This is a genomic window from Streptomyces sp. NPDC058045, assembly GCF_042885635.1.
GTDB lineage: Bacteria > Actinomycetota > Actinomycetes > Streptomycetales > Streptomycetaceae > Streptomyces.
Map to the genome: position 1 here is coordinate 1 of NZ_JBHVRR010000021.1, position 21,901 is coordinate 21,901.

Consider the following 21,901-nt stretch of genomic DNA (forward strand, 5'->3'; position numbering starts at 1 on the left):
CCAGGGATGCCACGGCGGCCGCGCCGTCCGTCGTGCCGGGTGCCGTCCGGCGGGCGGCTCACTCCGAGATCAGGCCCTCCCGCAGTTGCGCCAGGGTCCGGGTCAGCAGCCGCGAGACATGCATCTGCGAGATGCCGACCTCCTCGCCGATCTGCGACTGCGTCATGTTCGCGAAGAACCGCAGCATGATGATCCGCCGTTCCCGCGGCGGCAGTTGGGCCAGCAGCGGCTTCAGCGACTCGCGGTACTCCACGCCTTCCAGCGCGGTGTCCTCGTAGCCGAGGCGGTCCGCGAGCGAGCCCTCGCCGCCGTCGTCCTCGGGGGCCGGCGAGTCCAGCGAGGAGGCGGTGTAGGCGTTGCCCACCGCCAGGCCGTCCACCACGTCCTCCTCGGACACCCCGAGCGCCAGGGCCAGCTCGGGCACCGTCGGGGAGCGGTCGAGGCGCTGGGACAGCTCGTCACTGGCCTTGGTCAGCGCCAGCCGCAGCTCCTGCAGCCGCCGCGGCACCCTCACCGACCAGGAGGTGTCCCGGAAGAAGCGCTTGATCTCGCCGACCACGGTGGGCATGGCGAAGGTCGGGAACTCCACCCCCCGCTCGCAGTCGAACCGGTCGATCGCCTTGATCAGGCCGATGGTGCCGACCTGGACGATGTCCTCCATCGGCTCGTTGCGGCTGCGGAAGCGGGCGGCGGCGTAGCGCACCAGCGGCAGGTTCAGTTCGATGAGGGTGTCGCGGACATAGCCGCGTTCCGGGCTGTCCTCGGCGAGCGTCGCCAGCCGCAGGAACAGGGAGCGGGAGAGGGTGCGGGTGTCGATGGCCGCCCCGGCCGGGACCGCGGCCGTCGGCGGGGAGTCGGCCGGGTCGGGCTGGACGGGGAGCGCCGGGAGCGCGGTGGGCTCAGCGGCCCCGACTGGGTCCTGGAGCGTGCCGGATGCGGTGAGCACCTTCGAGCTGCCCTGGTCTACGGACATGCCACCCCCTTTGAGGTCGCGGACGGACGCGGCGGGCGTTCCCGTCACAGAGGAACGCAGCTTCCACCTGAATACCGGCGGCGAGGCCCCGGCAAACGCGGTTCCCGCAGAATGTCACATGTCGGCAACGCGCTGTAGTGACTTGTCGACAACGAGTACCGCAAAACGCCCTGGAAAAAGGGGTTGTGACGGCTTTTCAGCACCCCGGGGCAGAGAACAGGGCTGAAAAACGACCACCCGGTCCGGCTATGCCTCGATCCTGTTTGCGGATCTCAACCGCGCGAAACTACGCGCCAGTAGCCTTGACACATGCATCTGTGAGACCCCGAGCTCCGCGCTGATCTGGGACTGCGTCAGATTGCTGTAGTAGCGCAGCAGCAGGATCCGCTGCTCCCGCTCGGGCAGTTGCACCAGCAGATGCCGCACCAGATCCCGGTGCTCGACGCCGTCCAGAGCCGGGTCCTCGTACCCGAGGCGGTCCAGCAGTCCGGGCGGACCGTCGCCCTCCTGCGCCGCCTCCAGCGAGGTCGCGTGGTACGAGCGGCCCGCCTCGATGCAGGCCAGCACCTCGTCCTCGCCGATCCGCAGCCGCTCGGCGATCTCCGCGGTGGTCGGCGAGCGCCCGAAGGCGGTGGTGAGGTCCTCGGTCGCGCCGTTCACCTGCACCCACAACTCGTGCAGCCGGCGCGGGACATGGACGGTACGGACGTTGTCGCGGAAGTACCGCTTGATCTCGCCGACCACGGTGGGCATGGCGAAGGTGGGGAACTGCACCCCGCGGTCCGGGTCGAACCGGTCGATCGCGTTGATCAGCCCGATGGTGCCGACCTGGACCACGTCCTCCATCGGCTCGTTGCGGCTGCGGAAGCGGGCGGCGGCGTAGCGCACCAGCGGCAGATTGGCCTCGATCAGGGCGGCCCGCACCCTGCCGTGTTCCGCGCTGCCCGGCTGGAGTCCCTTGAGCCGGCCGAAGAGTACCTGGGTGAGGGCGCGGGTGTCGGCGCCGCGGCTGCGCGGGGTGGTCGCCTCCTGCGCCGCGGGGCCGGCCGGGGACGGCGGGGTGCCACTCCGCGGCGGGGCCTGGGGCACAGTGCTGGCCGGCACGGTCAACGCCACCCCTCCTCCTGGCGCGCAGGACACCGGCGCGCTCGAAACAAACCGTTCACGACATCGATAACTCATCCGTCAAAAGCGGTCATAGCATCACAAGACATGTGCACGGTGTGCAAGCACCAGATGACTCCGTGTTGACCTGCGCATGAGGGTCGGCCCGCCGGTACCGCGGGATGCGAAAACCCCCTGCCCGCGGTGGCGCAGGGCAAGGGGTCGGAAAGAAGGGGAGAGGTGAGGTAGGTCAGAACGGTAGTCGGCGACGACCTGGCGAACTCGCGTGTGTCCGTCGCACTCCCAGAAGTGCAACTCCGGTACCGGCGAGCCCAGTTCACGGAAGGCGCGGACGCCCTCCCCGGCAGGCGGATGCGGGCTGCTACTTGCCGCCGTTGGCAACCCAGGTCATGAAGTCACCTATGGAACTCGCGCCGCTGGATATGCCTTCGAAGGCCACCTGCATGTAGTCGGCCGCCTTGGCCGGGTCCGTGATGATGATGTAGATCACGAAGACGGCCAACAAGAAGAGTGCGATCTTTTTCGCTTGCACCTTGCCGTGGCCTCCCCATGCCTACTGATGCCGACTGTGCGTCGTGTGTCCCGTGTTGCGGCGGCGAGTGTAACCCGCCGCCCCGCCACCGGACATGCAGAAGGGCGGCCTCGGTGGACCGCCCTTCAACTACAGCGGTAGCGGTGGGATTTGAACCCACGGTGACTTGCGCCACACTCGCTTTCGAGGCGAGCTCCTTCGGCCGCTCGGACACGCTACCGGGAGAGATCCTAGCCCACGGGAGCCCGTGCGCCGAAATCCGCTTTCCCCGCCCACCGCCGCGGCTCCGCCCGCCCCGCCCACCGTCCCGGAAGAACCGCGTCACCGCTCCCGGAAGAACCGCGAGAGGACCTCTGCACCCGCCTCGGCGCACACTCCGGCGATCACCTCGGGGCGGTGGTTGAGGCGCCGGTCGCGCAGTACGTCCCACAGCGAGCCGGCCGCCCCCGCCTTCTCGTCCCGCGCCCCGTACACCACCCGGTCGATCCGCGACTGCACCAGCGCGCCGGCGCACATGGTGCACGGCTCCAGCGTCACCACCAGTGTGCAGCCCGTCAGCCGCCACTCGCCGAGCGCCGCCGCGGCCCGGCGCAGCGCCAGGACCTCGGCGTGCGCCGTCGGATCACCGGTCGCCTCCCGCTCGTTGTGCCCGGCGGCCAGCAGCGCACCGGACGCGGAGAGCACCACGGCCCCCACCGGTACGTCACCGCCCCCGGCGGCGGCCTCCGCCTCGTCCAGGGCGAGACGCATCGCCGCCCGCCAGGGGTCGCGTACCGGATCGGTGGGGGTGGGGGTCACGTCGGGAACCTAGCGGACGCCCTCCAGCACGTCCTCGGCGCCCAGCAGTCCGGCGAGTTCGCCGAGCGCGTCGCCGCTGTCGAGGGTGGCGAGGTCCTTCTCGCTCACCCCGAGGTCCGCCAGCAGCCCCAGATCGCCGACCGGCCCGGCCGGTACCGACTCACCGAGGTCGTCCGACGGCTCCTCGGCGTCCTCCGGCTCACCGTCCTCGGTACCGTCCAGATCGAGGGCGTCCACATCGGTCCCGTCGTCATCACCGGGCTCCCGGCCGAGCAGTTCGTCGGTGAGCAGGATCTCCCCGTACGAACTGCGGGCGGCGGCAGTCGCATCCGAGACGTAGATACGCGGATCCTCCTCGCCGTCCACCCGGACGACGCCGAACCAGGCGTCCTCCTGCTCGATGAAGACGAGGACCGTCTCCTCGTCGTCCGTCGCGGCGTCCCGGGCCAGGTCGGCCAGGTCCGCCAGGGTCTCCACATCGTCGAGCTCCGTGTCGCTCGCTTCCCACCCGTCTTCGGTGCGCGCGAGCAGTGCGGCGAAGTACACCGTGACTCTCCCACAGGTCGTAGGCGTGCCGGTTGGGGGTCCCCCCGGCCGGGGCGGGGAGCGGCACGGGGGTGCCGGGGTCCGCCCCATCGGAATCGTGGCAGAAACAACGCCGCCTGGGGATGTCTTCGCACCGCTGTGTCCGCTCTTGTTTTCGCCCGGTACACCGAGAGATGACCACATACCACCACGACGGCGGTTGTGTTCCAAGAGGGGTGGGGGCTAGACGCCGGTTCCGGGACGCCGCCGGGGCCCGGTGGCGGTGGGCTCACCAGCGGAAGGTGCGCATCCGCATCTGCCGGCGCATCCGGGCGGCCCGGGCCCGCCGCGGCCGCACCCGGTCCCGCAGCTCCCTGGCCTCGTTCAGATCACGCAGGAACTGCGCCCGGCGACGCCTGCGTTCGGCGTCGGTCTCCTGCTCCTCGGGCTGCTCCGGCTCCCGTTCGGACATCGGACCACCACCCCACTAGGTCCTTTCACCGTCCCTCCCGGAGCCCGCTTGACGCCCCCGGCGACGCTCGCACGGCCCCCGCTACTGTGGGGGCCATGCGTCTCCACGTCGTCGACCACCCGCTGGTCGCCCACAAGCTCACCACCCTGCGCGACCAGCGCACCGACTCCGCGACCTTCCGCCGCCTCGCCGACGAGTTGGTCACCCTCCTCGCCTACGAGGCCACCCGGGACGTGCGCACCGAGCAGGTCGACCTGCAGACGCCCGTCGCCGCCACCACCGGCGTGAAGCTCGCGCGCCCCCGCCCGCTGGTGGTGCCGATCCTGCGGGCCGGCCTCGGAATGCTCGACGGCATGGTCCGCCTGCTGCCCACCGCCGAGGTCGGCTTCCTCGGCATGATCCGCAACGAGCAGACCCTCCAGGCCTCCACCTACGCCACCCGTATGCCGGAGGACCTCTCCGGCCGCCAGGTGTACGTACTCGACCCGATGCTCGCCACCGGCGGCACCCTCGTCGCGGCCATCCAGGAGCTGATCCGGCGCGGCGCCGACGATGTGACGGCCGTGGTGCTGCTCGCGGCGCCCGAGGGCGTCGAGGTGATGGAGCGTGAACTGGCCGGCACACCCGTCACGGTCGTCACCGCCTCCGTCGACGAGCGGCTCAACGAGAACGGCTACATCGTCCCGGGCCTCGGTGACGCGGGCGACCGGATGTACGGGGCGGCGGAGTAGCAGCGGGGCGTCGGGGGACCGGTCGCCGCGTCCGGGTCCGGCGCCTCGTTCAGCAGTGGCGGGACGGGGACTTGGCGGGCGGGGCCGGGTGGCTGAGCGCGGTGAGCGCCTTGTCGGCGGCGGCCGCCGGGGTCAGGCTCTTGAAGCCGGTGCCGATGACCAGGTCGACGTCCCGCCCGCTCCGCCCGTCGGCGCGCAGGTCCGCCCCGCTCAACTGGGTCCGCAGCACCGGCAGCACGCTCTCCAGCGAGGAGGGCGCGCCCAGCAGCAGACCGGGACCCTCGACCTTCTTGTCGTACTGCTTGGTCGCGTTGCCCACCGTGCCGATGGCGAAGCCGCGCTTCTTCAGCTCGTCCGCCGTCTTCTGCGCCAGCCCGCCGCGCGGTGTCGCGTTGAGGACATTGACCTTGATCTTCTTCGGCGCCGGGTACGCGGGGTGCCTCTTCGCGGCCTGGCTCTGCGACGGGGTCGGCGAGGCGGAGGCGCAACCCGTGCCGGGGGACGCCGCGGTCGCCTTGTCGCCGCCGGTGAAGACATCGATGAGCTGCAGGCTCCCCCAGCCGACGAGACCGACCGCCGCGGCCGCCGCGACGACCGCCAGCCCGATCCGGCCGCGCCGGGGGCCGCGGCGCATCCGTGGGTACTTGTCCCCCGTGATGCGGTACTTGCCGCCCATGCCGGGGGGAGTGAGCATGGTCATGAACGCAGCGTAGTGCGAGGTGGCGGCTCTGCCTATGGGGTGATCATCGTACGGGCGGCACTTCTACCCGAAAGGGCCAATGCGTTCACCCGGGGGCCGCAGGGGGCGGTCCGCCTCGGTGCCCTGCTTCGCTCAGCCCAGCTCCAGGACGCGGGCGTGCAGCACCTGCCGCTGCTGTAGTGCCGCCCGGACCGCGCGATGCAGCCCGTCCTCCAGGTACAGGTCGCCCTGCCACTTCACGACATGGGCGAAGAGGTCGCCGTAGAAGGTCGAGTCCTCGGCGAGCAGGGTCTCCAGATCGAGCTGGCCCTTGGTGGTGACGAGCTGATCGAGGCGGACCGGGCGCGGCGCGACGTCCGCCCACTGCCGGGTGCTCTCCCGGCCGTGGTCGGGGTACGGCCGGCCGTTTCCGATGCGCTTGAAGATCACACGGAAAGCCTACCGGGCAACGCTCGCCGGGCGCAGCCGTGAACGCGCACCGCCACGAGGGAAGAACGCTCGGTATTCCGGACAAAGCCTCATCAAACGTGCCGGTTTGGTGTGGTGGGGCTTGCTGCGAATCGCTCGAAGGAGTTGGAGTGGGGGAGTGGTGGTGCTTGGTGCGGTAGGTGCTTTCAGCTCTTTTTTGGGTTTTTGGGGTGGTCTTGCTGGTCCTTGGCCTGCTTCGCCTCGGCCTTCAGTTGCTGCTTGTGGGCGCGGACCCGGGCCAGTGACTCGGGGCCGGTGATGTCCGCCGCGGACCGGTACGCCTCGGGCTCGCCGTACGCACCGGCCGCCGCGCGCCATCCCTCGGGCTGCACTCCGAGCTGCTTGCCGAGCAGCGCCAGGAAGATCTGCGCCTTCTGCCGGCCGAAACCGGGGAGGGCGAGGAGCCGGTCCAGCACCTCGCGGCCGGTGGCCGGCGGCGCCCACAGCCGGGCGGGGTCACCGTCGTAGTGCTCCACCAGGTACTGGCACAACAGCTGGATACGGCCCGCCATGGAACCGGGGTAGCGGTGCACGGCCGGCTTCGCGGACAGCAGCGCGGCGAAGGCCTCCGGGTCGCGGCGGGCGATGTCATGCGCATCGAGATCGTCCGCGCCCAGCCGCTGCGCGATCGTGTACGGGCCGGCGAACGCCCATTCCATCGGGACCTGCTGATCCAGCAGCATCCCTACGAGTGCGGCCAGCGGGCTGCGGCTGAGCAGTGCGTCCGCCTGCGGTTCCTGGGCCAGGTGAAGGGTGACGTCCATGTACTGATCGTCGCTTGTCGGGGGTGGATGCGCAGGGTGGGGTGCCGGTTCGCCGGTGTGCTTTGCGGGTGCGGTTTCGTGAGTGGTCGGGGGTGTCGGGGGATGTCCGTCCTCGGAGCCGGTACGTGGACGTCGGACGTTGGGCCACCGCCTACTTGCACCGGCTCCTGCGGGCGAACATCCCCCCACACCCCCTTCGGTACGTTTCCAGCTTCCCCGTCGTAGTGCTTCCGCTGCGCTTCTCGCCTTGGCGGTTACGCGTATGAGGGGAAGGTGGGTTACGCGTACGCGGGGAAGGTGGTGGTGTTCGGGCTCAGGAAGGCGGTGTAGGAGTCCTCGTGCCGGCCGCGGTGGCGTCCGGGGCGGGCGCCGCGTTGGGGCTGGGCCATCGTCGGTGTGTCCGTACGGAGGATGCCGTCGTCGGCGAGTGCCTGGACGCGGAGCAGCAACGCGCGGATGTCCAGGCCGAGTTCCGCGGCGACGGTCTGGAGGTCGAGGCCGGACTTCCAGCTCCAGAGGAGGACGGAGTCCATGCTGGACGACCACACGGGGGTGCTCTCCGCGGGGTGCCGCTCCGGCGGAGCCTCCTCGCGGGGGTGGGGGAGGCGGACCTCGGTGGTCGGGGCCTCGGGCGGTGCTGCGGGGGCCGGCTCGGGGGCGGGGGGTGCCGCGGGGGCCGGGGGCGCAGGGTCCTTGGCGGGTTCCGGTGGGGCTGGTTCGGCGGGGGCCGCTTCGGGGGCGGGGGGTTGGGCCGGGGTGAGGAGCTGCTCGGCCACCGCGCGGGCGTCGGTGCGGCCGACGGTGCGGCGGGCGACGCGGACCTCGCGTTCCGGGAGGCCCATCAGGTGGGCGATGGTGCCGTCGTCGCCCACGGTCACCGCGAAGGCGGCGAGCGTCCTGCTCCGTTCCGCCATTGCCTCGTCCAGCACTGCCTGCGCCTGACGCACCCGCTCGTCGCAGACGCAGAACGCCTCGGCCAGCACGGTGTTGCGATCCCAGAATTCACGTGGCTCCACGAACAGGACCAACGTCCGAACCGGCCATGAGGCAGGGTTTTGTGGCTGATTTGACCTGTATGGAGTAGAGCGCTGCCGGTTGGTGTGATGTCCGGTTCGGGTAACGGGTGAGTTTTCAGGGGGAGTTGACGATCGCCTGCCGGGTCAGCTTCCGCTGCGGGGGGCGTACATGATGACGGCCATGCCGGCCAGGCAGATCAGGGCGCCGACGACGTCGAACCTGTCCGGACGGTAGCCGTCGGCGACCATGCCCCAGGCGAGCGAGCCCGCCACGAACACCCCGCCGTAGGCCGCGAGGATCCGCCCGAACTCGGCATCGGGCTGGAGCGTGGCGACGAACCCGTAGGACCCCAGCGCCACGACGCCCGCCCCGATCCAGATCCAGCCCCGATGCTCCCGCGCCCCCTGCCACACCAGCCAGGCACCGCCGATTTCCAGGACGGCGGCGAGCAGGAACAGGGCGATGGAACGGAGGGTGAGCACGGCGTCATGGTGGCATGGGCGGTCGGGGGGGGGGGGGGAGTGCGGGGAGGTGCGGGGCGGACGTCTCTGGCGGCTGTGCGTTGTTACCGCCGCTGTTACCGCTGCCGCACGCCTTTGCGCATATGCATCGATGACACGTCGTAGCCGTTGCGGCGGTACAGGGCAATGGCTGCCTCGTTGTCCCCGACGACGTTCAGGCCGAGTGAGGTCGAGCCCTCGCGGGCGGCGAGTTGTTCGGCGGCGTTGAGGATGGCCGAGCCGTAGCCGCGGCGGCGGAACGCCGGGAAGACGTTGATGTCGTACAGCCAGGCCGAGTTGACGGTGCCCAGGGTCCGGCTCGGATCCGGGCCGATCCACGCGTTCCCGACTGCCTCACCTGAAGCGTTCTCCGCCACCACCAGATGGTGCCCGACCGTGTCGAGCCCGTCCGGCAGAAACTGCGCCGTGCCCTGGCGAACCCGTTCCCACGCCAACTCCTCAGAAACGAACTTGCCCAACTCCCGCACCGACTCGACCTCCCGATGCTCAGTCGCCGCCCGATACTCCGCGGCCGTCATCCTCCGCAGGGTCACCTTTTGTGCGTTCATGGCTTCATCTTCCGGTCTGGGATGGGGACTTGAGGACCGGACCTGCGACTGCGGTATCGGGGGACGAGGGGTTCCAGGATCGTCGAGGTGCCGTCGTCGTGGTGGGCGACGAGGTTCATCCCTGCCTGCGCGGTGGCTACTTGGTGCAGGACCACGCCCGAAGCCATGCTTGTTGTCGGTGGGGTAGCCCAGCTCTGCCACCCCTTCCTCTACTGGTCGCGGATCTTCGCTGAGACGGTACCGAAGTACAGGCGTGGCGTTGACAGTTGAGTGTCTGGACGATCGACGGAGAGGGCCGAGGCGATTTTGTCGCTATCGACGCGCGTACCTGACCACTGGTGATGAATGATCCGGATTGAACCCCCTCTGGGCAGGGAAGACAACGGTATGGCGAGGCGACAGAGGAACCCGGCCTTAGGCGGAAACCGAGTCCACCTCCGTCGACGACGAACACCAGCACGTAGCGCCGACAGTGTGGTTTCCCGTTGGGGAAAGGCCGCCACTGCCACATTTACCTTTCTGGCTCTTGTCACTGGCGTCGTGGGGCAGTTCCTGGGGATCTGGGAAAGCCTCCTCAACCAATTCGGCGATTCGGGGTCGCCCCGGTCGAGTTCTTCCGATGCACCGTCCGATGTTCCAGGCGCGTCAGCCGGTTCCTTACCTGCCTGTGGCGAGTCGAGCAAAGATATCGTTCTCAAATTGGAGGGGAAGCCGAAACGTTCGGCGGCCCGGGTGGTCGCCACGGTGTCCTGCGCCCTCGCGCCCGGTGACCATCTCGTCTGGGTGGTTCGGAAAGTCACCGGTACTGCCGATGCCCCGCACGTGCATTACACACTGCGAAGCGATCTGAGCAAGGGGCCGGGAAAATACATCTACGACGCCGTACTCAACACGACGGCGTCAGGATCCGAACGTACCCTTTTCGTGCTTTTGATGAACAGCGACACATATCAATCGGTAAAGAAGACGACCGATCCGGAATCGGGGTATGTCGTCTTGCCATCGCCACCTCCGATCGCGTCCAATTCTGTGCTTATCAAGACGCCCTAGTGAAATCCATGGGGTCTTTGAGGTTGAGGTTGAGTTGGGGTTTGTGATCCAAGGGTGGGGCGGGGGTGGCACGGGAACGAACCGGTAAGCGCGCGAGCTTGTTCGTCACGGAATGAGATCTTGACCCTCGGGTCAGCTCACCGCCCCGCGAGGCCTCCAATGGCACATGGTGGTCTTGGTCGCGAGGCCGTCCATCCCGGGCTTCACTCGTCTTTTCGAACCAACTGGCCGGCCCATTCAAACGGGTCGAGAAGGCTCGCCCGGATACCCAGCACCCGCGCCTCCACCCCGCCATGCGCGCCTCCCGCTCCGCCGTGCCCACGTGTGGGGCCGTGTTCAGGGTCTCCGGGGAGGCGGCCCAGCTGAGGGTGGCGTCGGCGTCGAGGGATTTGAGGGCGGCCTCGGCAGCCGAACGGTTCGGTCACGGCCGCACCCGCCGGGCGGTCACGCCCGAAAGGAGACGTCGGCCGATACGCCGGGGCAGCCTCCGGAGCCGCGGATGTGGTCGGCGAGTGTCACTTCCGGACGGTCGGGCGGTACATCCCGACCACCCGCGCAGTCCAGCCGCAGGCCCTCCGCGACCAGCTCGGGAATCGCACTGTGCCGCCTGTCGGGGCCTGTGCCAGCGTGGCGTGGCCGTGGTGATCACTGTCGGAATCTGGGCGGCCGCCTCGTCCGGGTGAGCCGGTGGCCGTGAGGGCTCTCGTGAAGCATGGTGCTGATCAAGCCGTCGCGCGGGGCGGCCAGTCGCTGCGTGGCCAACTCCCGTGCGGAGTCGCCGAATACGCGCAAGTCGGTGGCGTACGCCCGTATCCGCTCGGGTGTGCTCTCCAGGGATGCCGAGGAAGCGCAGGACGACCGTCAGGGCTCAGGGCAGGGCGAACTCAGTGTCGAGGCGAACTCCGGTATATGCGCGAGGAGTTGAAGTAGGCCGGCGGCTGCGGCCCTGATGTCCGCCTCCGCACACCGCAGCGCCCAGGGCGCGAGCACGGACCGCGCTCTGGTGTGCCTCGGCGGGTCCATCTCGCCGAGGGAGGCGGACTCCCCACTCCGGGTGCGCAGCGTCTCCGGACGCCGGGCGGCAGGTCCATCAGCGGGCGCGGCTTATGGTCGGAGGCGGGGAAGTCCTCGTCATTGCGCAGGATCGCCGAATGGCGTTGTAGCCGGTCACGCGCGTCGTCCGACGCCTCGATGTCAATGGCCCCAGCCATGGGAACTGGAGCCGTAGGCGTGTGTGGCCAGCTCAACGACGAGGGCTCCGGCCGGCGAACCGGTCGGAGCCCTCGTCTGCCCTGGTGGGCGGGTGCGGAGGATACGAGATTCGAACTCGTGAGGGTGTGAACCCAACACGCTTTCCAAGCGTGCGCCCTAGGCCTCTAGGCGAATCCTCCGCCGGAGACATTACATGACTGGGAGGAGTGGTCGCGAACTCGTTCGCGGCCCCGGTCATCGGGTACTGTGGGGCGCAGTCCCCCACGCGGTGCTATCTGACTGAACTCCCCCAGGGCCGGAAGGCAGCAAGGGTAGGTCGGCTCTGGCGGGTGCGTGGGGGGCGTCTTGTTTTCGGGGCGGGGCTCGTTGTCAGTGGGCGGCATTAACCTCGTAGTCGTGTCGTCTCTCGCGTTGTACCGCCGCTATCGCCCGGAGTCGTTCGCCGAGGTCATCGGTCAGGAGCATGTCACTGACCCGCTGCAGCAGGCCTTGCGGAACAACCGGGTCAACCACGCGTACCTGTTCAGTGGTCCGCGCGGCTGTGGCAAGACGACCAGTGCCCGCATCCTCGCCCGCTGCCTGAACTGCGAGCAGGGCCCTACGCCCACCCCGTGCGGCGAGTGTCAGTCCTGTCTCGATCTGGCGCGCAACGGCCCCGGCTCCATCGATGTGATCGAGATCGACGCCGCCTCGCACGGTGGTGTGGACGACGCTCGCGACCTGCGGGAGAAGGCGTTCTTCGGCCCCGCCTCCAGCCGCTACAAGATCTACATCATCGACGAGGCGCACATGGTGACCTCGGCGGGCTTCAACGCTTTGCTGAAGGTGGTCGAGGAGCCGCCGGAGCACCTCAAGTTCATCTTTGCGACCACCGAGCCCGAGAAGGTCATCGGGACCATCCGCTCGCGCACCCACCACTACCCCTTCCGTCTGGTGCCGCCCGGAACCCTGCGGGACTACCTGGGCGAGGTGTGCGGCCGGGAGCAGATCCCGGTGGAGGAGGGCGTGCTGCCGCTGGTGGTGCGGGCCGGCGGCGGGTCGGTGCGTGACTCGATGTCGGTGATGGACCAGCTCCTCGCGGGCGCCACCGACGACGGTGTGACCTATGCCATGGCGACGGCGCTGCTGGGTTATACGGACGGTTCGCTGCTGGACTCCGTGGTGGACGCCTTTGCCGCGGGGGACGGGGCGGCCGCCTTCGAGGTGGTGGACCGGGTTGTCGAGGGAGGCCATGACCCCCGCCGGTTCGTGGCCGACCTGCTGGAGCGGCTGCGTGACCTGGTGATCCTCGCGGCGGTGCCGGATGCTGCGGAGAAGGGGCTGATCGATGCCCCGGCCGATGTGGTCGAGCGGATGCAGGCGCAGGCGGGAGTTTTTGGCGCCGCTGAGCTGAGCCGTGCGGCCGACCTGGTCAATGAGGGCTTGACTGAGATGCGCGGTGCCACCGCTCCCCGGCTCCAACTGGAGCTGATCTGCGCCCGGGTGCTGCTGCCGGCCGCCTATCAGGACGAGCGGTCGATGCTGGCGCGGCTGGACCGGATCGAGCGCGGTGGGCAGTTCGGCGGTGGTGGTCCGGCCGCGGCTTCTGCACCTGGGCCTGATGGTTATGCGGCTCCGCTTCAGACCGGTGGTGAGAGTGGCGGCCCCGCGGCAGCGGCATCCGGTGCCGCGGCGGCACGGGCCGCGGTCCGTGGAAACGCGGCGGCCGGGGGCGCGGCGGCTCCGGGTGGCGTGCCGGGTGGTGCGGCTCCGGCGGCGGGTGCGCGAGCGGCCGAGGCCGGTGCGGGAGGCGCCGGTGGTCCGGGAACGCCAGTGGCTTCGGGCGGAGGCGGCGTTCCGGTACCGGAGGTTCCGCAGGAGGACGTCGGGCCCGGTGCGGTGGATGAGGACGGATGGCCGCAGGGCGCCGCCCCCGCCGGACCACAGGGAGCGCGGCCGGGAGCGGGCGGCCCTGCCGATGCGGGTCCGGGTACCCAGAGCGGAGCGGGTAGCGGTACGGGGGCGGACGCTGGTGCGGGTGGCGGGGCGCCGTCCGGGTCGGCGCGGCCTGGTGCATGGCCCGGTGCCTCGGGTTCAACTGGCGGCGCGGGTACGGCAGTTGGTGGGACCGGCGGTGGTGAGCGGCGTCCCGGTGGCTGGCCCACCGCGGCACCGACTGGGAGCGGGCGTCCCGCAGCGGGCGGGCAGGAGGCACCTGCCAGTGGGCCTGCCCAGGGCGGAGCACGTCCGGGTGGCTGGCCCACCGCGGCTTCGACCGGCGGAAGCGGCGCCCCGGCCGCACCGGACCGGCCTGCGCAATCCGCCCCGGCCGGGCCCCCCGCGGGCGGCGGCCTGGACCCGAACGCGCTCTGGCCGAACATCCTGGAGGCCGTCAAGAACCGCCGCCGCTTCACCTGGATCCTGCTCAGCCAGAACGCCCATGTCGCGGGCTTCGACGGCGCCACCCTCCAACTCGGCTTCGTCAACGCCGGTGCACGGGACAACTTCGTCAGCAGCGGCAGTGAGGACGTACTGCGGCAGGCTCTGGGCGAGCAGTTCGGTGTGCAGTGGAGCATCGAGCCGATCGTCGATCCGTCCGGGGGCTCCGCACCGCCGTCCTCCGGTGGTGGCGGCTACGGCCCGGGGGCGCCGCCGCCCGCCGCACCGAGGCCCGCACCGCAGCAGGCCCCTCCCGCTGCCCGCCCGGCCCCCGCCCGACCGGCACCGGCCCCCGCGCCCACGCCACAGCCTGCGGCGCCCCGCCCCCCGGCCGAGGAACGCCCCGCACATATCCCGCCCGAGGACGATATGCCGACAGCGGACGACCAGGACCTGGACGAGTCCGCCGTCTCCGGCCACGACCTGATCATGCGGGAACTGGGCGCCACGGTCGTAGACGAGTACGCAACGGAGTAGGGCTGGTCCCGGGGTGCCTTCTCCTTGGCCCTGGGTGTACCGGCTATCGGGTGCCGCGTGCTGGCCGTCGGGTGCCGGGTGCCGACCTCGACTTCGGGGCGGGCTCCTAGACCCGGATGACCCCAGCCGTTCCCGCGCCCCGAGCCGAGTGAGCGCAAGCGCAAGCCGCGAGCGGGAGGCCCGGAGCCGAAGAGAGTCCGGAAACGGGGATCAGGCCGGAGTGAGTGAAGGCGCGACCGAGTCAGGCGCGTCTCCGGCCCGAGCCGCCGTCGCGGTACGGCAGTTGAGCATCGCGCGCCGCCGAGCACCCCAGCCGAGCCCGTAGACCGCCCCGGCCCCAGCCCGCGGGCCGACCTCAAGGGGACGGGCGAGACCCGAGGGCCGGGTACAAGTAGGAGCAGGGTGGGCTGGAGTTTTGTACTAGGGGTCGGTGTCCCGCTCCTTGGAAGGGCGTACAGGGCATGGGGTGGTGGCGGCTAGGCTGGCGGGCGTGAAGGTCCTCGTCATCGGCGGCGGCGCCCGCGAACACGCCCTGTGCCGCTCACTGTCCCTCGACCCCGACGTCACCGCGCTGCACTGCGCCCCGGGCAACGCCGGGATCGCCGAGGTGGCCCGCCTGCACCCGGTCGACGCTCTCGACGGGGCCGCCGTGGCCGGGCTCGCGCGGAGTCTGGAGGTGGGGCTTGTCGTCGTGGGGCCCGAGGCGCCGCTCGTCGCCGGGGTCGCGGACGCCGTGCGGGAGGCGGGCATCCCCTGCTTCGGGCCGAGCGGTGAGGCCGCGCGGCTGGAGGGGTCCAAGGCCTTCGCCAAGGACGTGATGGCCGCGGCCGGTGTACCCACCGCCCGTAGCTATGTGTGCTCCACCGAGGACCAGGTGTCGAGCGCGCTCGATGCGTTCGGGGCGCCCTATGTAGTCAAGGACGACGGGCTGGCCGCGGGCAAGGGCGTCGTCGTCACGGACGATCTCGCGGCGGCGCGTGCCCATGCGGCCGGGTGCGAGCGGGTCGTGATCGAGGAGTTCCTCGACGGCCCCGAGGTGTCCCTCTTCGCGATCACCGACGGCACCAGCGTCGTCCCGTTGCAACCCGCCCAGGACTTCAAGCGCGCCCTCGACGGCGACGAGGGCCCCAACACCGGTGGTATGGGCGCCTATTCGCCGCTGCCCTGGGCCGATCCGAAGCTCGTCGACGAAGTCCTGACCACCGTCCTCCAGCCCACCGTGGACGAACTGCGGCGCCGGGGCACGCCGTTCTCCGGTCTGCTCTACGCCGGGCTGGCGATCACCTCGCGCGGGGTACGGGTCATCGAGTTCAACGCGCGGTTCGGTGACCCCGAGACCCAGGTCGTCCTGGCCCGGCTCCAAACCCCCCTCGCGGGAATCCTGCTGGCGGCCGCCGAGGGCAGGCTCTCCGATCTGGAACCGCTGCGCTGGAGCGAGGACGCCGCGGTGACCGTGGTCGTCGCCTCCCACAACTATCCGGACACCCCCCGCACCGGTGACCCCATCGAGGGGCTTGACGAGGTCGCCCGCGAGGACGGGCCGCACGCCTACGTACTGCACGCCGGTACCAAGCGGGACGGGGACGCGGTGGTCAGTGCGGGCGGGCGGGTGCTGTCCGTCACGGCCACCGGTACCGATCTCGCGGCTGCCCGGGACCGCGCGTACACCGCGATCGAGCGGATCCGTCTGGACGGGGCCCAGCACCGTACGGACATCGCGGCGAAGGCGGCGACCTCGGTCTGAGCGGGCCTTCCCCCGGTCCGCTTCTCCGCCCTCGTCGCCCGCCCGTGTCCGTGACGTCGGTGGCCCGGTGTGCTCGGCGGTGTACGGACGCTTCTTCGGCTCGGGCCTGGACATCGTCACCCGGCCCACCTGCGCTGTCGGCTGCGTCATCTCTCCTCCATGTATGTCGACTGCCCTGTCGTGGAGTTCGACCCGGGAACCGGCCAGGTGTCACGCAGCTCTGCCCCGAGCCATTCCATCGAGTGAGCGGTTGTCTATCGGGCTGACGCCGGCCAGGGCCCCAACTATGGTGCGGCGCAAGCAGTCCGGTACTTGGCTCACCTGGCTCACCGGCATTGCGATGTCAGTGGGCGGTGCCACAGTGGGGGAGTGGGCAACGCCATGGGCGCTCGCCGGCAGTGGCTGGGTCAGCACCTGCCGGGCGGGCCGTGCAGAAGGGGGTGACATCCGGTCGTGTCCGGTACGGCGGTGAAGGTCGGTGCGCAGTCCGCACGCTCCCATGCGCTGGCGGTGCTGCGGGTGCGCGGCAGGGCGACGGCTCTCGCGCTGCTGCCCGCGGCCGTGGCCGTGGTGCTCTTCGCCGGTGACACCTCCGGTTTCTTCCGCGGGCCGGGCTGGGACGCGGTGCGCTGGGTGGTGGCGGTGGTCGCCGCGGTCGCCCTGCTCGCCGCGGTGGTGATCGGCCTGGTGGTGGCCAGGTCCCGGCCGGCCGTCAGCCCGACGGTCCCGGTCAGCGAGGAGGCGGCCCCCGATCTGTACCGCCTGGTGCGCGATCTGGCGGACCAGTTGGGGGTGCCGGCGCCCTCGGCGATAGCGCTCACCCCGGACTGCGATAGCTGGCTGGAGGACCGCACCCATCCCGCCCACGCCACCGTCCCCCGAGGCCGTGCCACCCGCGGTCCCGGGGGCGGTGAGGCGGGCGGCGCGGGAAGAGCGGATTGCGCCGGTGGTGGGGCGCGGGACGGGGCCGCGGCGCCGGTCCTGGTCATAGGGTCGCCGTTCCTGTGGTGGATGCGGGTGGCCGAGCTGCGGGCGGTGCTCGCACCGGTGGTGGCTGGTACCGGTCCCGCCGCGCACCCCGACATAGCCGCCGCCCGCCGCTTCGTACGAGGTCTCGACGCGGCGGTGGCCGGGGCCGCGGCGCCCGGACGGGGTGCGGTGGGGGTCGTGTCGCGGGGCGCGGGCTCGGTGGCGCGGCTGCTGCTGGACCGCTGCCGGGGACATGCGGCGGAGATGGAGCGCGGGGTTGCGGCCGCCGCGGCGCATCGTGCACAGGGTGTGGATCACGGGCTGCGGGTCGCCGCCCAGGAGCAGGTCGGCCTGGCCTACGCGGGCTGGGACCGGCTGCTGACCAGGGTGGCGCTGCCCGCCTGGCGGATGGGGCGCTGGCCGGCCCAGTTGGACGTGGGTGTGGTGGCCGCGCTCACCGAGCTGTCCCGGCGGGACCGGCTCGCGGAGGGCTTCACCTCCCGGCTGGCCGAGCGCCCCGCCTGCGATCTGCTGGAGGAGCCGGGCACGGTGGACGAGTCCACCTCGCTGCTGGCGGCGCACCTCTTCCACGGCGGCCCCGCGCAGCCCGGCCCCGACTGGACGCCGGTCGACTGGCAGGAGTACCCCGACGAGGTGGTGGACCGCGCCTGGCGCCTCGACGCGGCCCGGCTGCACCGCGTACTGGACCGGCTCGGGATACGGCACCCGCAGCTTGCGGCGGGCGGCACCGCGGTGTCAACGGCGGCCACCGTTCCCACCCTCGCCCGGGTGATGCTGCACCTCACCACCGACGAGGCGGCATCCGAGCCGTCCTCCGAAGCGGGAACCGGTGGGGCGGCGTCCGAGGCAGGAGTGGCAACGCGGGCCGAGGCGGCGCACGATTCCGGTGGGCGGCCATCGGATGCCGGGGCGGATGCCGGGGCGGGGGAACTCCCCGTAGCGGAAGGGGCGTTGCCCGGTGCGGGCGGCGCGTCCGCCGCGGGCGGGGAGGGCGACGAGGGCGAGGGCGGCATCTTCCCGGAGGAGTTGTCCGAGGCCGAGGCCTTCGGTGACGGGCGGGGGGCTGAGCTGGCCGCCGGGATCAGCGCCGAGCTGGCCCGGGAGGAGGCGACCTCGCCGCGCCCCGCCTCTGACCCGCCGCCCGGTGCGGTGCAGGGGCCGGACGAGGCCTTGCAGTTCGGCGTGGAGCTGCCGATGTTCCCGGTGCAACCGCCGCGTAGCGGACGGGACTTGCTGGTGGACCACATCACCGCCACGGTGTGCTGCGCGGCCGTCGACACCGCCGGGGCCGAGCCCGGGTTGGACTGGCTGGACGGCCCCGCACTCCTGGTCGGCGGTGAACGGGCGAAGGAACTCCCGCAGTTGGTGACCCGGCTGGTGGAGGCGGGCGACGCGGAGCCGCTGCGCGACTGGCTCGCCCGCCACGGCATCCGCTCCGAGAAGCCGATACGCCTCGTCTGAGCCGAACGCCCCGAGAGCATCGCCCAACACACGCCACCGCGCCCAACACACCACGCAGCGGCGCCCGTTCAACAACCCTGCCCAGCGGACCCCGCCACCCCCTCCGCACCGGCAGCCCACACACGCCCCCTCCGGCAGCCTCCTCCGTACAAGCGACCCCCTCCCGTACGAACAAGCCCCTTCCGTCCCCCCGAAGGGCGAGATCGGTTCCCCAAGAAAAGGGGAGAAATGCCTTCCAGTTGACGCCTGTTCACGACGAAGGGTGACGAAGTGCGTGCGCAATGTGATGTGCTTGGGGTGGGCACCCGACCGGCACGCATCAGGACAGAGCACGCATCGAGTACGGCACCGGCCACCGCGACACCGGCCACCGCGACACCGGCCACCACATCCACACGGCGAGGCATCCACACGGCGACGAACCCACAAGGACGGCAGCCACGTAGTAGCTACGGCATCCACACCGCAACGCATCCGCACAGCACGGCGCATCGGGACGAGTACCACCGGGGGCCGAGGGAGGGGAGCAGCCATGGGACGACCGGACTCAGCCGGGCCTCCGCAGCCACCGCGGACCACCTCCCCCACCCCCACGCCACCGGCCGGCCACCCCACGCCACCGGCGAGCACCCCCGAGCCACCGACTGGCACACCCCCGCCACCCACCGGCACACCCGCCCGCACCCCCTCCGCCGAGACCCCGGCCCAGCGTTCCGTCCCGGTCGCCGGTCCGCCGCGGGCCGGGGGGCACCCGGGCCGCTGGGAGTCGGGCGCCCTGGCGCACGCGGTCAACGACCCTTTCGGACAAGGCCCGTTGCCCTGGCTCCGCGGCAGTGAGCACTACTTCGACGACACCGGCCATGTGGTGCCCTGGTATGTGGACCACGCGACCGCGCCCGGCGCCGACATCCCCCACCAGCGCCCCGCCTCCGGCCCCCGTACCGCCGACGATGTGCACCGCCAGATCAAGGGCTTCGCCTCGCAGAGCGCGGTCGCCCCCGGGGAGGCCCTCGACTTCCATGTCACGGTCGACCCGCCGCAGCAGTTCGGCGTGGACGTCTACCGCATCGGGCACTACGGCGGCGACGGCGCCTCCAAGATCACCACCAGTCCCCGGCTGTCCGGCATCGTGCAGCCCGCGCCGCTCGCCGCCGACCGCACGGTCTCCTGCCACCACTGGTGGCTCTCCTGGCGCCTCCAGGTCCCCGAGGACTGGGACGTCGGCGCCCATGTCGCCGTCCTCACCACCGCCGACGGCTACCGCTCCCACATCCCGTTCACCGTCCGCGACGACCGGCCGGCCGATCTGCTGCTGATCCTGCCCGACATCACCTGGCAGGCCTACAACCTCTACCCGGAGGACGGCCGCACCGGTGCCAGCCTCTACCACGCCTGGGACGAGCACGGCGGGCTCCTCGGCGAGCGCGAGGCCGCCGTCACCGTCTCCTTCGACCGGCCCTACGCGGGCGCCGGCCTCCCCCTCCACGTGGGCCACGCCTACGACTTCATCCGCTGGGCCGAGCGCTACGGCTACGACCTCTCCTACGCCGACACCCGGGACCTGCACGCCGGCCGCGTCGACCCCACGCGCTACCGCGGCCTGGTCTTCCCCGGCCATGACGAGTACTGGTCCACCGAGATGCGCCGCACCACCGAGGCGGCGCGGGACCACGGCACCTCGCTGGTCTTCCTCTCGGCCAACACCATGTACTGGCAAGTGGAGTTGGGCCCCTCCCCGGCCGGGGTGCCGGACCGCCTGCTGACCTGCCGCAAGCGCCGCGGCCCCGGCCGCCCCGCCCTCTGGCGCGAGATGGACCGCCCGGAGCAGGAGCTGATCGGCATCCAGTACGCGGGCCGGGTGCGGGAGCCGTCGCCGCTGGTGGTGCGCAACGCGGACCACTGGCTGTGGGAGGCCACCGGCGCCCGGGAGGGCGATCGGCTCCCCGGCCTCGTCGCCGGCGAGGCCGACCGGTACTTCCCGCGCGTCCCGCTCCCCGCCCACCAGGACCGCATCCTCCTGGCGCACTCGCCCTACCAGGACGGCGAGGGCGCCACCCGGCACCAGGAGACCTCGCTCTACCGGGCCCCGTCCGGCGCCCTGGTCTTCGCCTCCGGCACCTTCGCCTGGTCACCGGCGCTGGACCGCCCCGGCCATGTCGACCCCCGGGTCCAGCGCGCCACCGCGAACCTCCTCGACCGCATCTGCAAACGCGACTGAATCCCGCCCGCCTGCCCGCCACTTCCGCCCCGCCCACTCCCGCAGCAGCCGCTCCCGCTCCCCGCCGCGCGCCGTGGTGCCCTCCTGGCCCCGGCCCCACTCCGACATCGCGGCCGGCGCGGTCCCGGCCGGGGCGGGGGCGTTTGCGCACGTCGGTGGACCCCTGGCCGAGCCGTGCCCGGCCGCATACGGGAGAATCGACGCATTGGATACCACCACGGGGAGGAACCGTGTCCGGATTCGTAGCGAAGCCCGAACCACCGCAGGTTCCGGGCCTGCTGCATCTCCACACCGGCAAGGTGCGCGAGCTGTACCGCAACGAGGCGGGCGACCTCGTGATGGTCGCGAGCGACCGTATCTCCGCCTACGACTGGGTGCTGCCCACGGAGATCCCCGACAAGGGCCGGGTCCTCACCCAGCTCTCCCTCTGGTGGTTCGACCAGCTCGCCGACTTGGTCCCCAACCACGTACTGAGCACCGAACTCCCGCCCGGTGCCCCCGCCGACTGGGCGGGCCGCACCCTGGTCTGCCGCTCGCTCGCCATGGCCCCCGTCGAATGCGTGGCCCGCGGCTACCTCACCGGCTCCGGCCTCATCGAGTACGACCGCTCGCGCACCGTCTGCGGCCTCGCCCTGCCCGAGGGCCTGGTCGACGGCTCCGAACTGCCCGCCCCGATCTTCACCCCCGCCACCAAGGCCGCCGTCGGCGACCACGACGAGAACGTCTCGTACGAGGAGGTCGCCCGGCAGGTCGGTGCGGAGACCGCGGCCCAACTGCGGCAGGCGACGCTCGCCGTGTACGGCCGGGGCCGGGACATCGCGCGGGAGCGCGGCATCATCCTCGCCGACACCAAGTTCGAGTTCGGCTTCGACGGCGAGACCCTGGTCCTGGCGGACGAGGTGCTGACCCCGGACTCCTCGCGGTTCTGGCCCGCCGACACCTGGCAGCCGGGCCGGCCCCAGCCCTCCTTCGACAAGCAGTACGTCCGGGACTGGCTGACCTCGGCGGAGTCCGGCTGGGACCGCCGCAGCGAGCAGCCGCCCCCACCCCTGCCCGAGCGGGTGGTCGACGCCACCCGCACCAAGTACATCGAGGCCTACGAACGCCTCACCGGCACCCGCTGGTCCTAGGACCAGCGGGTGCACACGACGAAGCCC

Annotated in this window: 19 protein-coding genes, 2 tRNA genes and 1 other RNA gene; 8 read left to right on the plus strand and 14 right to left on the minus strand. The window is 71.4% G+C overall.

The features are described from left to right. Nucleotides 1-58: 58 nt before the first annotated feature. The 7 genes from ACFVST_RS15170 to ACFVST_RS15200 form a co-directional block, all read right to left on the minus strand. A complete protein-coding gene (locus ACFVST_RS15170; RefSeq protein ID WP_390150925.1) occupies nt 59-973 on the minus strand; it encodes an RNA polymerase sigma factor SigF in 915 nt (304 codons plus the stop codon). 246 nt (nt 974-1,219) lie between these two features. Further along, complete coding sequence (locus ACFVST_RS15175) at nt 1,220-2,089, minus strand: RNA polymerase sigma factor SigF (RefSeq protein WP_390150928.1); 870 nt, start codon at nt 2,087-2,089, stop codon at nt 1,220-1,222. A 370-nt stretch (nt 2,090-2,459) separates the two neighbouring features. After that, entirely contained in the window at nt 2,460-2,630 is a 171-nt protein-coding gene (locus tag ACFVST_RS15180) for a hypothetical protein (protein WP_390150931.1), read from the minus strand. A 135-nt stretch (nt 2,631-2,765) separates the two neighbouring features. Beyond that, nucleotides 2,766-2,850: transfer RNA gene (locus tag ACFVST_RS15185), tRNA-Ser, on the minus strand. A gap of 101 nt (nt 2,851-2,951) precedes the next feature. Continuing rightward, nucleotides 2,952-3,380, minus strand: a complete 429-nt coding sequence (gene tadA / locus ACFVST_RS15190; protein ID WP_390151143.1) for a tRNA adenosine(34) deaminase TadA — start codon at nt 3,378-3,380, stop codon at nt 2,952-2,954. 57 nt (nt 3,381-3,437) lie between these two features. Next, a complete protein-coding gene (locus ACFVST_RS15195; RefSeq protein ID WP_390150934.1) occupies nt 3,438-3,974 on the minus strand; it encodes a hypothetical protein in 537 nt (178 codons plus the stop codon). A gap of 268 nt (nt 3,975-4,242) precedes the next feature. Further along, a complete protein-coding gene (locus tag ACFVST_RS15200) occupies nt 4,243-4,425 on the minus strand; it encodes a hypothetical protein (protein ID WP_390150937.1) in 183 nt (60 codons plus the stop codon). Nucleotides 4,426-4,520: 95 nt separating this feature from the next. Between ACFVST_RS15200 and upp the strand changes: the two genes are divergently transcribed. After that, the gene (upp, locus tag ACFVST_RS15205) at nt 4,521-5,156 is read left to right on the plus strand and encodes a uracil phosphoribosyltransferase (protein ID WP_390150940.1); all 636 of its coding nucleotides are present in this window, start codon (nt 4,521-4,523) and stop codon (nt 5,154-5,156) included. Nucleotides 5,157-5,205: 49 nt separating this feature from the next. Here upp and ACFVST_RS15210 read toward each other — a convergent pair whose 3' ends face one another. The 6 genes from ACFVST_RS15210 to ACFVST_RS15235 form a co-directional block, all read right to left on the minus strand. Continuing rightward, complete coding sequence (locus ACFVST_RS15210; RefSeq protein WP_390151146.1) at nt 5,206-5,832, minus strand: LytR C-terminal domain-containing protein; 627 nt, start codon at nt 5,830-5,832, stop codon at nt 5,206-5,208. A 156-nt stretch (nt 5,833-5,988) separates the two neighbouring features. Continuing rightward, the gene (locus tag ACFVST_RS15215) at nt 5,989-6,285 is read right to left on the minus strand and encodes a type II toxin-antitoxin system VapB family antitoxin (protein WP_003955420.1); all 297 of its coding nucleotides are present in this window, start codon (nt 6,283-6,285) and stop codon (nt 5,989-5,991) included. 185 nt (nt 6,286-6,470) lie between these two features. Further along, complete coding sequence (locus ACFVST_RS15220; RefSeq protein WP_390150943.1) at nt 6,471-7,088, minus strand: HhH-GPD-type base excision DNA repair protein; 618 nt, start codon at nt 7,086-7,088, stop codon at nt 6,471-6,473. Nucleotides 7,089-7,366: 278 nt separating this feature from the next. Continuing rightward, nucleotides 7,367-8,104, minus strand: coding sequence for a hypothetical protein (locus tag ACFVST_RS15225; protein WP_390150946.1), 738 nt, complete (start codon nt 8,102-8,104; stop codon nt 7,367-7,369). Nucleotides 8,105-8,248: 144 nt separating this feature from the next. Beyond that, a complete protein-coding gene (locus ACFVST_RS15230; RefSeq protein ID WP_390150948.1) occupies nt 8,249-8,587 on the minus strand; it encodes a YnfA family protein in 339 nt (112 codons plus the stop codon). 95 nt (nt 8,588-8,682) lie between these two features. Continuing rightward, a complete protein-coding gene (locus ACFVST_RS15235; RefSeq protein ID WP_390150951.1) occupies nt 8,683-9,174 on the minus strand; it encodes a GNAT family N-acetyltransferase in 492 nt (163 codons plus the stop codon). 540 nt (nt 9,175-9,714) lie between these two features. Here ACFVST_RS15235 and ACFVST_RS15240 point away from each other — a divergent pair. Next, a complete protein-coding gene (locus ACFVST_RS15240) occupies nt 9,715-10,224 on the plus strand; it encodes a hypothetical protein (protein ID WP_390150954.1) in 510 nt (169 codons plus the stop codon). Between the two features lie 1,306 nt (nt 10,225-11,530). Here ACFVST_RS15240 and ACFVST_RS15245 read toward each other — a convergent pair. Beyond that, nucleotides 11,531-11,615 (minus strand) — tRNA-Ser (locus ACFVST_RS15245). Nucleotides 11,616-11,688: 73 nt separating this feature from the next. On the opposite strand from ACFVST_RS15245, the gene ffs reads away from it, so the two are divergent. The 6 genes from ffs to ACFVST_RS15275 all read left to right on the plus strand — a co-directional run bounded on the left by ffs (nt 11,689) and on the right by ACFVST_RS15275 (nt 21,874). Continuing rightward, nucleotides 11,689-11,785: signal recognition particle sRNA small type (ffs, locus tag ACFVST_RS15250), an RNA gene on the plus strand. Nucleotides 11,786-11,832: 47 nt separating this feature from the next. Further along, a complete protein-coding gene (locus ACFVST_RS15255) occupies nt 11,833-14,331 on the plus strand; it encodes a DNA polymerase III subunit gamma and tau (protein ID WP_390150957.1) in 2,499 nt (832 codons plus the stop codon). A 490-nt stretch (nt 14,332-14,821) separates the two neighbouring features. After that, nucleotides 14,822-16,075: a phosphoribosylamine--glycine ligase gene (purD, locus tag ACFVST_RS15260; RefSeq protein WP_390150960.1), complete on the plus strand. Its 1,254-nt coding sequence runs from the start codon at nt 14,822-14,824 to the stop codon at nt 16,073-16,075. Nucleotides 16,076-16,528: 453 nt separating this feature from the next. Continuing rightward, nucleotides 16,529-18,526, plus strand: coding sequence for a hypothetical protein (locus ACFVST_RS15265; protein ID WP_390150963.1), 1,998 nt, complete (start codon nt 16,529-16,531; stop codon nt 18,524-18,526). Between the two features lie 532 nt (nt 18,527-19,058). Then, on the plus strand, nt 19,059-20,744 hold the full coding sequence (locus tag ACFVST_RS15270) for a N,N-dimethylformamidase beta subunit family domain-containing protein (RefSeq protein WP_390150965.1): 1,686 nt from the start codon (nt 19,059-19,061) through the stop codon (nt 20,742-20,744). Between the two features lie 230 nt (nt 20,745-20,974). Then, entirely contained in the window at nt 20,975-21,874 is a 900-nt protein-coding gene (locus tag ACFVST_RS15275; RefSeq protein WP_390150968.1) for a phosphoribosylaminoimidazolesuccinocarboxamide synthase, read from the plus strand. Nucleotides 21,875-21,901: the final 27 nt, after the last annotated feature.

What these genes read in the sequence shown, in the direction of transcription:
- ACFVST_RS15170 (WP_390150925.1), bottom strand. Translation starts at nt 973, where the DNA reads ATGTCCGTAGACCAGGGCAGCTCGAAGGTGCTCACCGCATCCGGCACG.
- tadA (WP_390151143.1), bottom strand. Translation starts at nt 3,380, where the DNA reads ATGCGTCTCGCCCTGGACGAGGCGGAGGCCGCCGCCGGGGGCGGTGAC.
- ACFVST_RS15200 (WP_390150937.1), bottom strand. Translation starts at nt 4,425, where the DNA reads ATGTCCGAACGGGAGCCGGAGCAGCCCGAGGAGCAGGAGACCGACGCC.
- upp (WP_390150940.1), top strand. Translation starts at nt 4,521, where the DNA reads ATGCGTCTCCACGTCGTCGACCACCCGCTGGTCGCCCACAAGCTCACC.
- ACFVST_RS15210 (WP_390151146.1), bottom strand. Translation starts at nt 5,832, where the DNA reads ATGGGCGGCAAGTACCGCATCACGGGGGACAAGTACCCACGGATGCGC.
- ACFVST_RS15220 (WP_390150943.1), bottom strand. Translation starts at nt 7,088, where the DNA reads ATGGACGTCACCCTTCACCTGGCCCAGGAACCGCAGGCGGACGCACTG.
- ACFVST_RS15235 (WP_390150951.1), bottom strand. Translation starts at nt 9,174, where the DNA reads ATGAACGCACAAAAGGTGACCCTGCGGAGGATGACGGCCGCGGAGTAT.
- ACFVST_RS15270 (WP_390150965.1), top strand. Translation starts at nt 19,059, where the DNA reads ATGGGACGACCGGACTCAGCCGGGCCTCCGCAGCCACCGCGGACCACC.